A 12,501-nucleotide genomic window follows, 5' to 3' on the forward strand; every position below is an offset into this window, starting at 1 on the left:
GGGGGGCCGAATGCCGCTGATTGGTGATTTCGTTGACTTGATCGCGCCGGTGGCGCCGTCCACCCCGTGCGCCGAGGTGCTTGAACGGTTCCAGACCGAACCCAACACCCTGGCCCTGGCCGTGGTGGCGGAAGACGGCCGCCCGGTCGGCATCATCGAGCGCAACGCCTTCACCCTGCGGATGGCGGCCGAGTTCGGGCGTGCGCTTTACGCCAAGAAGCCGGCCGAAAGCCTGATGGACCGCAACGCCCCCATCGCCGAGGCGGCAACCAGCGCCGAGACCTTCTTCCAGGCCTATGGCGCGGCCGAATTGGGCGCCCTGCTGAGCGGTTTCATCATCGTGCAGAACGGTCTCTATCGAGGCGTCGGCACCGCCCTGCAGATCGTCCAGGCCGGCGCGGCCCTGCACCGCCAGCGGGCCGAGGAAATGGGCGCCCTGGCCCGCGACCTGGCCTATGCCGAGGCCGAGGCCGTCGCCTCCAGCCGCGCCAAGTCCGAGTTCCTGGCCGTGATGAGCCACGAGATTCGCACCCCGCTGAACGGCGTCCTGGGCGTCGCCGCCCTGATGGACAAGAAGCTGGAGCAGGAAGAACTGCGCCCCTATGTCCGCACGGTCATCGATTCCGGCCAGAGCCTGCTGCGGCTGCTGACCGACGCCCTGGACATGTCGCGCGCCTCGGCCGGGATGCTGACCCTGGAGGAAGAGCCGCTGAACCTGTCAGCCGTGGCCTTCGACATCGACGCCCTGTGGCGGGCTCGCGCCGAGGAGAAGGCGCTAAGCCTGACCGTCCGCACCGACTTCGAGTCCAGCCCGTGGGTCCGGGCGGACGGGATGCGGATCAAGCAGCTGCTGAACAATCTGGTCGGCAACGCTCTGAAATTCACCCAGACCGGCGGCGTGGTCGCCACCCTGGCCAGTCGCACGACGCGCGACGGTCTCCGGGTCGAACTGACGGTGGATGACAGCGGCCCCGGCGTGCCCGAGGCGGCGGCGGCGACCATCTTCGACCCGTTCAACATCGGCAAGGCTGGACGCGAAGGCGCCGGCGCCGGTCTGGGCCTGGCCATCTGCCGCCAGATCGCCGAGCGCATGGACGGGACCATCGGTCTGAGCGTGGCGCCGCTGGGCGGGGCCCGGTTCCATGTCGTCCTCCCCCTGAGCGCCTGCCCGGCTGACGAGGCGGGCGCCGCCCCGCCCATGGCCGAGCCGACGCCGCACGACACGCTTCATGTCCTGGTGGTCGACGACAACCCCACCAACCGCTTCGTCGCCGCCAAGCTGCTGGAGATGTTCGACTGCACCGCAGAAATGGCCGAGAACGGTCAGGAAGCGCTGGAAGCCGTTCAGGCCCGGCGTTTCGACCTGGTGCTGATGGACATCAAGATGCCGGTCATGGACGGGGTCGCCGCCACCCGCGCCATCCGCGCCCTACCCGGCCCGGCCGCCCACCTGCCAATCCTAGCCCTGACCGCCAACGCCGACGAACGCGACGAGTTGGACTATATCGCCGCCGGCATGAACGGGGTGGCGCAAAAGCCGATCCAGCCCGACACACTGCTGAACGCCATGCGGCTCGTGCTGGCCGAGGCCGAGGCCGACCGCACGGTCGAGAGCGCGCCCGAAACCTCAGCGGCCTAGTCCCGCGCCCCAAAACGCAGAACGCCCGCCCCGGCGAACCAGGGCGGGCGTTGATCCTTGTCGCGACGGCCCCAGCTCAGGCCGCCACCCTTAGGCCAGAGCGGCGCGGACCTTGTCGGCGACGGCCTTGAAGCCGACCGAGTCGGCGGCGATCGAAGCCAGAACCTTGCGGTCCAGTTCGATGCCGGCCTTGTTCAGGCCGTTGATGAACTGGCTGTAGGTGAAGCCTTCGATACGGGCCGCAGCATTGATGCGCTGGATCCACAGGGCGCGGAAGTTGCGCTTCTTGGCGCGACGGTCGCGATAGGCGTATTGCCCGGCGCGGTCGACGGCGGCCTTGGCGGTGCGGATCGTATTTTTGCGGCGGCCGGAGAAGCCCTTGGCCTGCTCCAGAACCTTCTTGTGCTTGGCGTGCGAGGTTACGCCACGTTTAACGCGAGCCATGTCGCTATTCCTTCAAATTCTTTGGGTTGAGATCCGTCGTACAGCGCGCGCCGATCAGGCGTACGGCATGTAGGACTTGATCTTCTTGGCGTCGGCGTCGGCCATGACCGAGGTGCCGCGGTTCTGGCGGATGTATTTCGAGTTGTGGCTGATCAAGCGGTGACGCTTGCCCGCAACCCCGGCCTTCACCTTGCCAGTGGCCGTGAATTTGAAGCGCTTCTTGGCGCCCGACTTCGTCTTCAGTTTCGGCATTTCAGTCTCCTTTTTGGAGGGCTACCGTCCTTCGGACTACTTGAGCCCGAGGGGATGACCTTCCAGAGTTTAAGAACCGCCTAGGCATGCCTGTTCGCCCGGCGGTTCGGTACGCGAAGGCGCGGCTTCTACGTGAAGACCGGCGCCATTGCAAGATGAGTCACGACGGGGCCTTGGCGCCGCCGCCGCCGGTACGGATGACCCGGCCGGCGTTCAGCGCCATCACCGCCGCCGGAATGGTCAGAAGCGCCCCGATCAGGAAGGGCCAGTCGTGCCCCAGGCCCGAGAACAGCGCCCCGGCGACCATGGGTCCGAAGATCCGCGCCACCGAGCTGGAGGCCATGTTCAGCCCCAGCATCGCGCCCTGTCGGTCGGGCGGCGAGGCCCGGCTGATCATGGCCGAAATATTGGGCATGGCCAGCGACATGCCGCAGGCGCCTAGGGCCATGACCAGAGGAATTACCCACCCCTGGACCACCGGCAGGGACAAGCCGCCCAGCTCCAGCCGGGTCGCCGGGAACCAGGCGACCGGCGCCACCACCTGCAGCACCAGCGAGGCGCCGAACAGCAACATGCCGGTCGCCAGCACCCGCGCCTCGCCGAACCGCCGCGCCAGCCGTCCGGCGAAGAACCCCTGGTTCAGGGTCGAGATCACCCCCACGATCATGAAGCTGAGGCCCACCTCGCGCGCGCCCCAGGCGTAGCGGCTCTCGGACCACAGGCCGAACACCGCCTCCATGGCCGAGAAGCCGGCCATATAGATCAGGGTGACGATCAAAACCCGCGACACCACTGGATTGCTCCGGGCGTCCTTCAGCCCCGCCAGGAAGGGCGGGCGCGCCGCCGTGGGATCGGCCTTGGCCCGGCTCTCGCGCAGGAAGACGATCACCCCGAGCGCCGCCAGGGCCGCGAGGGCCGCAGCGAGGAAGATCGGCAGCTGATAACCCAGCCGTCCCAGTTGCGGCTGGGTCAGCAGTCCGCCCAGCCCCGGCCCGACGATGAAACCCAGGCCAAAGGCCGCGCCGATCAGCCCCATCCGCCCTGCCCTCTGCTCCGGCGGCGTCACATCGGCGACATAGCCCTGGACGGTCGAGATATTGCCCGCCCCCAGTCCGGTGAACAGCCGCACCGCGATGGCCAGCCAGATATTGGGCACGAAGGCCAGCATCAGATAGCCCAGCGCATTGGCCACAAGCGTGACCAGCAGGACCGGCTTACGACCGATCCGGTCGGACAGCCGCCCCCAGAAGGGCTCGGCGAAGAACTGGCCCAGCGAATAGGCCGAAAACATCAGGGTGATCTGCCACGCCTCGGCCTTCAGGCTCTGGGCGAAGAAGGGCAGCAGCGGCACCACCAGCCCGAACCCGACCAGATTGATGAAGACTACCGAGAACAGCACCGCCAAGGCGGGCGCACGGACGGCGGTAGGCGGGGGCGTCTGGCTCATGCCCCACGCTTAGCGCGACGCTTGGCCTGCGAGAAGCGCCCTCGCGTCACCGCCACCTCGACCGCTCAATTCGGCCCGACGGGATTGTTCGCTTCCAAGAACCGCACCGTCTCGCGCAGCATCTGTTGGCGAGTGTCGGCGCGTGACAGCCAGTGGTCCTCGCCCGGCAGCTCTATGAACTCCACCGGCTTGCCGGCCCGGCGCATGGCCTCGGCCATGACCCGGCTCTGCTCGATGGGCACCACCGTGTCATCCTTGCCGTGGATCAGCAGCAGAGGCCGGTCGACTGTTTCCGCCAGACGGGCCGGCGACAGCACATCCAGCGCCCGGTCGTTCAATCGCGCCGCCCCCATGAAGCGGTTCCAGTAGCGCACCGTCTGGCTGTCGTTGCGGCCCTCCTGCCGCGCCTCCCAGTTGACCATCCGGCGCAGGTCCGACACCCCGGCGACAGCCACTCCGCAACGATAGACGCCAGCGTCCAGCGTCAAGCCCGCCATGGCCGCATAGCCGCCGTAGCTGGCGCCGACGATACAGACCCGCTCGGGATCGATGATCCCCTCGGCCGCCAGCCAGCGCACCCCATCCGACAGATCGGTCTGCATCTTGCGGCCCCACTCGCCATAGCCAGCTTCCAGGAAGGCCAGGCCGTAGCCGGTGGAACCGCGGAAATTCGCCTGGAGCACCGCATAGCCGCGCGACGCCAGCGCCTGCGCCCACCAGTCAAAGCCGGCCACGTCCTGGGACGCCGGCCCGCCGTGGGCCAGCACCACCAGCGGCAGGTTTTTCGGGGCCTCGACGCCCGGCGGCAGGGTCAGATAGCCGGGAATGTCCAGGCCATCGGCCGCCGCATAATGGATCGGACGCATCTCGCCGACCTGAGCAGGCAGGATGGTCGGATAGGCCTCGGCCAGAACATCGGCGGCCCCGCGCGAGAAATCGACCAGCTGATACAGGCCCGAATCTCCGATGTCGTTGAACACCACCACCCGATCCTGCGCGTCGTTCCAGGACGTCAGCAGCGGCCTCTTTCCCGCAAAAGCCCGTTCTATGGCGCCCCAACGCCGCGCGGCAGCCGGATCGATGAACTCGTAGTGCGTGCCGTCCTCCTCCGTGCGGCCGCCGCCGATCAGCAGGCGCGTGCGCGGATGATGGACCAGAAAATCGGGGTGATGTTCGAACGGCAGCCGGCTCCACTCGCCAGTGTCCACATTGACTTCGAACAGAACGTCCGAAGTCTCGGCATCCTTGTCCTCCGGGGCCAAATCGGGCCGGTCGGCTCCAATGATCACCGTGCGCGGCGTGCGCCCCATGCCGAGCAGGCTGGGCGTATCCACCGGCGCATCGACCACCCAATTCTCATGGAACCCGCCCCCCTTTGGCAGTCGCAGCGACCAGCGCCCCCCGCGTTCGACATAGCGGGCCATGGCGATCACCTGGCCTTCGCCGTCCAGAACATAGTCCTCGATCTCGCGGTCCATGGACTTGACCGCCCGCCCCCGGCCCGTGCGCAGGCTGATCCGGTGCAGGTCGATCTGGCCGGTGTTGATATTGACCCCACGAGCGAACAGCGTCGGACCTTCTTCGGTGCTGCGGATCGAGGCGGGACCGTACAAAACGGCCAGAACATCCGGCGTCCGGTCCAGCACCTGGACCAGCTTCTTTTTCTCCAGATCCAGAATCTGGCCGAAGAACAGCTCGGATCGAGGCACGCCCAGCATGGGGATGCCCTGCGTCTGCGAGGTCACGACCAGAACATGCCCCTCGCCGATCCAGCGCAGATCGCGGACCTTGATGGCGCCGACGTCCGCAGCGAACAGATGCTCGCCCGTGCTCATCCGAGTCACGGCGATGGCGCGAATCTCGTCCACCACGCTAATCCTGGCGACCAGATCGCCGCTGGGCGACAGCTCGATATATTCGATGGCCGGCGTAGCGCTATAGGCCTCCAGCGGCGGCGGCGCCTGAACCTCCGCCGCGGCGTTTCCCGCACACAGCCCCATTGCGATCGCCAAGGCGACCGCCTTCACCCCTGAACTCAACACCACGCACGTCCTCCCCCGAGTCGAACCTCCTTTTCAGCCGCCCCGCGTACAAGTTGCAAGAGGTCCACGCTCTGCGCGCGAAAAAGAAAAGCCCCGACCGGGTCCGGTCGGGGCTCTTCACATCAGCAATGGATCGTGTCGATCAGCGCGGGGCCAGGATCATGATCATCTGGCGGCCTTCCATCTTGGGCGAGAACTCGACCTTGGCGACTTCCTCGAAGTCGGCCTGGACCTTGTTCAACAGCTTCATGCCCAGTTCCGGGTGCGCCATTTCACGACCGCGGAAGCGCAGGGTGACCTTCACCTTGTCGCCCTCTTCGAAGAAGCGGTGCATGGCCTTGGCCTTTACCTCATAGTCGTGGGTGTCGATGTTCGGACGGAGCTTGATCTCCTTAAGCTCGACGACCTTCTGGCGCTTGCGCTGTTCGGCCTTCTTCTTCTGCTCCTGGAAACGGTGCTTGCCGTAATCGAGGATCTTGGCCACCGGCGGTTCGGAGGTGGAGACGATCTCGACCAGGTCCATCCCGGCTTCCTCGGCGGCTTCCAGAGCGGCGGAGGTGGGCATGACGCCCTGTTTCTCGCCATTCTGATCAATGAGCAGAACGCGAGGGGCGCGGATATCCTGGTTCATACGCGGCCCGTCTTTCACGGGTGGCGCTTGCATGGGACGGCGAATGGGCGTCGTTTCCTTATGTGGTCAAAGAAGGCGTGTGTCGTGATGAGCGAATGCACGCGGCTGTCGCCACGTTCCCCTCAAGCCCGCAATATGCGCCGGGAAGCCCGGTTTTTCAAGGCTTGGCGGGCGTTCCGGCGATATAGGCGTCATGAAGCGCCAGCACCGCGTCGAAGACGTGATCGACGCTCAGATCCTCGATGGGAGCGAACTGGCCGCGCGTCTCGTTCGAGGCCGCCGTGCGCGTCTTCTGCCCCCAGGGACCGTACAGCCACCACTCCGTCGGGCCGAACAGGCCCAGTGTCGGCCGCCCCAGGGCCGCCGACACGTGCATCAGCCCTGAGTCATTGCCGACGAACAGGTCGGCCCGGTCAATGGCGGCGGCCGAGGCCAGGATGTCGCCCTTACCGACGAAGTCGATGCCGCGCGCGCCCGCAGCCTCCAGGGCCGGGGTCGCCGGCGGCCGATCGCCCGGCCCGCCCACCGGCATGAACCGCCAACCGTCGAAGCGCGGCTCGGCCTTCAGCTTCTCGACCAGGGCGCCCCACCGGTCGGCGGGCCAGCTCTTGCCCGGCTGGTGCGCAATGGGAGCCAGGGCAATTATACGACCGGGGCCCGCGCCGGCCGCCAACTGCGGATCGATGACGGCGGCGGCTTCGGCCCGCGCCTGATCGTCCAGGAAGATTTCGGGATCCAGCGGCGTCTGCGACCCCATTAGGCGCGACACCATCTCGACCTTGCGCAGCCCCGTCTCCCAGGACCGATTGTAAACGATGCGCCGCTTGGCCGGGACCAGATAGCTCAGGGCCGAACCGCGGATGTCGATCACCAGGTCCCACCGCGTGCCGACCGCCTGTTTCCACAGATCGACCCAGTGTCCGGCCATCTTCTTCTTGTCGAGCACGATGGTCCGCACCACGCCGGGCGCATTGCGGAAAAAGGGCGCGGGCGGCCGCCCGCAAGCGACGGTGATCTGCGCCCCCGGAACCTGACGCGCGATCTCGCGGATCACGCCCGAGGAGATGACGCAGTCGCCGATGCGATTGGAAGTGACGAACAGGACCTGGGACATGTGGCCTTATCGACCGCCGTGACGGAAGATCAAGTCGCTATTGCTTGGTTTGCTTGAACCCGCCCGTCGCGTCGGAGGTCGGAGATTTCAGCTCTCGCGCCATCGTGTCCCGGATTTCGTCGAGCGCCGATGCGCTGCTTGTCTCCAGGCCCGCCGCCACCAGCGCGTCGCTCAGGTGACGCGCCATGTCAGCAAGCATCACTCCCCAAACCGTCGCTTCGCGCAATCCACTGTCTCGGTATGTCCCAACATTGAGGACACAATGGAGGCCACGGTTCGCCACCCAGAGCCGAGCCATTTCCACGGACATTTCGTCCTCCAGCGCAGCAGGCGGAATTCCAATTGATTTCATCAGCGTCTCTCACGACACGAGGAGGGAACAGGCAACTTCGGACGCTCCATGGAACACCTTACACGCCCCGATAGCGAGACACTCGCCTTCAAATGTGTCGATGGCTCCGGCCCGACCGTCGTCTGGATCGGCGGCTTCCGCTCGGACATGGAGGGGACCAAGGCCCTGGCCCTGGAGGCGGCGGCGCGCGAACGCGGCTGGACCTTCCTCCGTTACGACCATTTCGCGCACGGCCAGTCCTCCGGCGACTGGCGCCAGGCCACGATCGGCCGCTGGCGTGAGGACGCGGTCGCCTTGATCGACAGCCTGTCGGGCCCAGTCATCCCGGTCGGCTCGTCGATGGGCGGCTGGGTCGCCCTGCTGGCGGCTCTGGCGCGGCCGGAACGGATCAAGGGTCTGGTCCTGGTCAACCCGGCCCAGGACTTTACCGAACGGCTGATGTGGCCCGGCCTGGCCGATCACGAGCGCCAGGCCATCCTGCGCGAGGGCGAGACCCTGATCGTCGAGGAGGGCCTGGGCGAATACGTCCTGACCCGCCGGATGTTCGAAGAGGCGCGCGACTGGCTGCTGCTGGACGGCGTCATCGACATCGCCGCCCCAATCCACATCCTCCAGGGCCGCGCCGACGACGTGGTCCCCTGGCGCCACCAGGTCGAACTGGTCGAGCGTTTGAACGGCGGCGACGTCCGCCTGGACCTGATCGACGGAGGCGACCACCGGCTGTCCACGCCGGCCGACCTCGATCGACTGGTGGCGGCGGTAGAGGGGATGCGGGGCTAAGCCCTAGCCGTCGTCATCCGGCCATCCTGAAAGGCGCGGCCAGGCCATTGACAGACGGCGTTGGGTGTCAGCGCATCGTCGGAATGACGAAGGAGCTGTCCGAATGCTCCAGCGCCGAGTCGGGCCAGCGGGCCGTCACGGTCTTGGTCTTGGTCCAGAAGCGGACGCCCTCCATGCCGTGCTGGTTGATGTCGCCGAAGGCCGAGCGCTTCCAGCCGCCGAAGGTATGATAGGCGACCGGCACCGGGATCGGCACATTGATGCCGACCATGCCCACATTGACCCGGGCGGCGAAGTCGCGGGCCGCGCGGCCGTTCTGGGTGAATATGGCGACGCCGTTGCCGTACTGGTGGTTCGACGGCAGGGCCAGGGCCTCCTCGAAAGTCTCGGCGCGGACGATCTGCAGCACCGGACCGAAGATTTCCTCCTGATAGGAGGACATCTCGGGCTTCACATGGTCGAACAGCGACGGGCCGATGAAATAGCCCTTCTCGTGCCCCTGCAGGCTGAAGTCGCGGCCGTCGACGACCAGTTCGGCGCCTTCCTGCACCCCCTTCTCGATCCAGCCGGCGACACGGTCGCGGTGCTGGGCCGTGACGACGGGGCCATAGTGGGCGCCTGCGTCGGTCGAGACGCCGACCCGCAGCGAGGGGATTTCGGCGACCATTCGCTCGCGCAGTTCGTCGGCGGTCTTCTTGCCGACCGGCACGACCACCGGCAGGGCCATGCAGCGCTCGCCGGCCGAGCCATAGGCCGCGCCCGCCAGATCCTTGATGACCTGATCCATATCGGCGTCCGGCAGGACGATGCCGTGGTTCTTGGCCCCGCCCATGGCCTGAACCCGCTTATGATTGGCGGCGCCGGTCTGATAGACATAGTGGGCGATGTCGGACGAACCGACGAAGCTGACGGCGTGGACCAGCGGATGGGTCAGGATGGCGTCGACCGCCGTCTTGTCGCCATGCACCACGTTCAGCACCCCATTGGGCGCCCCAGCCTCCAGCATCAGTTCAGCCAGCCGCACCGGCAGGGACGGATCCCGCTCCGACGGCTTCAGCACGAAGGTGTTGCCGACGGCAATGGCCACGCCGAACATCCACATCGGGATCATGCCGGGGAAGTTGAACGGGGTGATGCCCGCCACCACGCCCAAGGGCTGGCGCATCGAATAGACGTCTATGCCGGGGCCGGCCCCTTGGGTGTATTCGCCCTTCAGGGCATGAGGGATGCCGCAGGCGAACTCGATCACTTCGAGCCCGCGCTGGATGTCGCCCTTGGAGTCGGCGATGACCTTGCCGTGCTCGCTGGACAGCAGTTCTGCCAGCTCATCCATCCGCGCCTCGACCAGGCGCTTGAAGTCGAACATGACGCGGGCGCGGCGTTGCGGATTGGTGCTGGCCCAGCCGTCGAAGGCGTTTTGCGCCGCCTGGACCGCCCGATCGACCTCGCTGACGCTGGCCAGCTGGACGCGGGCCTGGACCTCGCCGGTATTGGGATTGAAGACGTCGCCGAAACGGCCGGACGCGCCTTCGAAAGCCGCACCGTCGATGAAATGGCGAATGTCGCGCACCATACCTGAGATTCCCTATGACGTTCTTGCTGTTGCGACCGTCATAGCAGGCAGGATCGGTCTCTTGCAGCCCCAAGCAGCGGAAAACGCTCCCCATACCTCTACGGCCGATGCATGCGCTCAAGATAACGACAATAGTTCTCAAACAACATGACCCAGTCCGCCTCCTCGAAAATAAGGTCATTTACGTACAGTGAGTGTAAAAACATTTCCGCTAATGATTGTCATTGAACTCGACCGTCACCGTACTGAAATAGTTGTTCCCACTCCCCTCCAAGTTGATATAGAGTCCTTCAATTCAACCAACGACGTTAACTCCCCCTCTAGTGGGGAAGCGTCGATCTGGACTGGGTGGGAGACCAGGACGTGGAGTCTTTTGCAGAGAGCATCCTCATGGATGCCCCTATGGCTATTGTCGCGATCAACGGGTCCGGCACGGTGCGCTGCGCCAACGCCACTGCTGAGCGGTTTTTCGGTCGATCCTTGATCGCACCGGCGATCGATATTCGCGAGTTGCTCGAGGATTTCGACGTCGCTGCGCTGGCCTCGCCATCAGCGGTCGAAGACATCAACGCCGTAAGTCGCAGCGCAGGAAAAGACCTGCACAGAAGGGCGAGGCGCGTCGATGGTCGGCAAGCCTTCGTAGACGTGCAGGCTGCGCGGTTCTCAAGGGCGGGAGAAGACCTGGTCACCCTGTTCATCCAGGATATGACGGCCTCCGTCGCGGCCGAGGCAGCGCTTCAGGACGTCAAGCTGCAGATCATTCACAACTGGCGACTGAACTCACTCGGAGAAGTGGCGTCAATGCTGGCCCATGAACTCAATCAACCGCTTGGCGCCGCTGTCAATTATCTCGCGGCTGCTGACTCAGCCTTCGGCCGGCGCGAGACTACGACCGAGGTGGCGGACATGATGCGAGCGGCCCGAGGTCAGGTCGAGCGCGCAACAGACATCATACGGCGCCTTCGGTCACTCCTGACCCACGACAAGGGGTTCCAGACTCGAGAGAATGTCGCCGAGGTGATCAACGAGATCCTGCCGATCCTGCACGTTCATGCACGAGAAACAAAGGCCGAGATCACGGCCCGGATCGATCCGGGCGACTTCACCCGTTGCGACCGCGTCCAACTGCAGCAAGTCGTGTTGAATCTGGCCAGGAACGCCATGGACGCGCCGGTGACGGGCGCGCCGCGCAAGGTTGAGATTTCGGGCCGCCCCACGCCCCAGGGATACCTCATGGTGGTCAGTGACAACGGTCCGGGCGTGCCGTCGGAAATGGCTGACAAGCTGTTCGAACCGCTTGTGAGCAGCAAGCCGGGCGGAATGGGACTTGGCCTCTCGATCTGCCGCACCATCGTGGAAGCCCATGGCGGCGGCATTGATCTGGCGCCAAGCCCGCTCGGCGGCGCCGCTTTCGCCTTCACCCTCAACGCCAATGTGCACGATCTTCATCTTCCCGGCGACGCTTCCGAACGGGACGTCAACCAACACGAATACAGGCAGGGCCCGGCGAAGGCCGCAAGGGGCCGAGCTTGATCAAGCCCGTAGTTGGCAAGCCTCTGTTTTCTTCGCCGATTATCGACGCCAGGTAGGTACTTGCCACTATTGAAAGCTGCAGGAGCTGAATTAGAAATAGTCTATGGGATCACGTGGAATCATCGCCGCCGGACTCCTGCCGACTGACGACAAGTCGGCCGCGACGCTGATCGCCTTCGACACCCTTATCCAGCAACTGGATCAGCTTCTGGATCATTTGTTCATTGACGGCAGCTTGAATGAATCGACGGTCCAGGCCCTGAATCTTGTCGAAAGCGCCGGGCGGCGCGGCCTCAGGCAGTGTACGCTGGTCGACGCAATGAACATGCCCGCAGCAACCATCTCGCGACTGGTCGATGGCCTCGTCAAGAACGACCTAATCAATCGCAGCGCACATCCGACGGATCGGCGAGTCACCATGCTGTCTCTGACGGCGGGTGGAGGGCAACGTCTCGCGCGTCGTCGCGCCGCCTACCGCAGCTTCGCCGAGACTCTGCCTCCTGAGGCGGTCGAGGCCATGCGTACCATGTCGCCACTGTTGGACCAGTTCATCCAGTCCCTTGCGATGACCCCACGGGAAGAAGCCGCTTAGGACGGGCAGGCGAAAGGTTGCGTCCCGAAACCTTTTCACGCCTCAACCACGATCAACAATGGCTTAGGCTTAGACCGTCATGCTTTCCAAAGCATAGGGAAG

The 12,501-nt window shown here is 65.4% G+C and carries 12 protein-coding genes; 4 read left to right on the forward strand and 8 right to left on the reverse strand.

Annotated elements, in window-relative coordinates; genetic code table 11:
• Positions 1-10: 10 nt before the first annotated feature.
• On the forward strand, positions 11-1,639 hold the full coding sequence (locus ACW170_RS01950; protein WP_492088033.1) for a response regulator: 1,629 nt from the start codon (positions 11-13) through the stop codon (positions 1,637-1,639).
• Between the two features lie 90 nt (positions 1,640-1,729).
• Here the strand turns inward: ACW170_RS01950 and rplT are convergent, their stop codons facing one another.
• The 7 genes from rplT to ACW170_RS01985 all read right to left on the reverse strand — a co-directional run bounded on the left by rplT (position 1,730) and on the right by ACW170_RS01985 (position 7,921).
• Positions 1,730-2,083, reverse strand: coding sequence for a 50S ribosomal protein L20 (gene rplT, locus ACW170_RS01955; protein WP_395945729.1), 354 nt, complete (start codon positions 2,081-2,083; stop codon positions 1,730-1,732).
• A 54-nt stretch (positions 2,084-2,137) separates the two neighbouring features.
• The gene (gene rpmI / locus ACW170_RS01960; RefSeq protein ID WP_003166435.1) at positions 2,138-2,335 is read right to left on the reverse strand and encodes a 50S ribosomal protein L35; all 198 of its coding nucleotides are present in this window, start codon (positions 2,333-2,335) and stop codon (positions 2,138-2,140) included.
• A gap of 160 nt (positions 2,336-2,495) precedes the next feature.
• The gene (locus tag ACW170_RS01965) at positions 2,496-3,782 is read right to left on the reverse strand and encodes an MFS transporter (RefSeq protein ID WP_492088034.1); all 1,287 of its coding nucleotides are present in this window, start codon (positions 3,780-3,782) and stop codon (positions 2,496-2,498) included.
• Positions 3,783-3,847: 65 nt separating this feature from the next.
• Positions 3,848-5,794, reverse strand: a complete 1,947-nt coding sequence (locus tag ACW170_RS01970; RefSeq protein WP_492088035.1) for an alpha/beta hydrolase family protein — start codon at positions 5,792-5,794, stop codon at positions 3,848-3,850.
• Positions 5,795-5,966: 172 nt separating this feature from the next.
• Positions 5,967-6,488 carry a translation initiation factor IF-3 gene (infC, locus tag ACW170_RS01975; protein ID WP_492088037.1) on the reverse strand — a complete coding sequence of 174 codons (522 nt, stop codon included), beginning with the start codon at positions 6,486-6,488 and terminating at the stop codon, positions 5,967-5,969.
• 124 nt (positions 6,489-6,612) lie between these two features.
• Entirely contained in the window at positions 6,613-7,569 is a 957-nt protein-coding gene (locus ACW170_RS01980) for a glycosyltransferase family 9 protein (protein WP_492088038.1), read from the reverse strand.
• Positions 7,570-7,606: 37 nt separating this feature from the next.
• Complete coding sequence (locus ACW170_RS01985; protein WP_492088039.1) at positions 7,607-7,921, reverse strand: DUF5076 domain-containing protein; 315 nt, start codon at positions 7,919-7,921, stop codon at positions 7,607-7,609.
• 48 nt (positions 7,922-7,969) lie between these two features.
• Here ACW170_RS01985 and ACW170_RS01990 point away from each other — a divergent pair, with 48 nt between their 5' ends.
• Positions 7,970-8,701 (forward strand): alpha/beta fold hydrolase, encoded by a 732-nt coding sequence (locus ACW170_RS01990; RefSeq protein WP_492088040.1) that lies wholly within the window; start codon positions 7,970-7,972, stop codon positions 8,699-8,701.
• Positions 8,702-8,768: 67 nt separating this feature from the next.
• Here ACW170_RS01990 and ACW170_RS01995 read toward each other — a convergent pair whose 3' ends face one another.
• Positions 8,769-10,274, reverse strand: coding sequence for a CoA-acylating methylmalonate-semialdehyde dehydrogenase (locus ACW170_RS01995; RefSeq protein ID WP_492088041.1), 1,506 nt, complete (start codon positions 10,272-10,274; stop codon positions 8,769-8,771).
• A gap of 402 nt (positions 10,275-10,676) precedes the next feature.
• On the opposite strand from ACW170_RS01995, the gene ACW170_RS02000 reads away from it, so the two are divergent.
• Entirely contained in the window at positions 10,677-11,807 is a 1,131-nt protein-coding gene (locus tag ACW170_RS02000; RefSeq protein ID WP_492088042.1) for a sensor histidine kinase, read from the forward strand.
• A 103-nt stretch (positions 11,808-11,910) separates the two neighbouring features.
• Entirely contained in the window at positions 11,911-12,399 is a 489-nt protein-coding gene (locus ACW170_RS02005) for a MarR family winged helix-turn-helix transcriptional regulator (protein WP_492088043.1), read from the forward strand.
• Positions 12,400-12,501: the final 102 nt, after the last annotated feature.

Source organism: Brevundimonas sp. FV2ps16 (assembly GCF_058681075.1).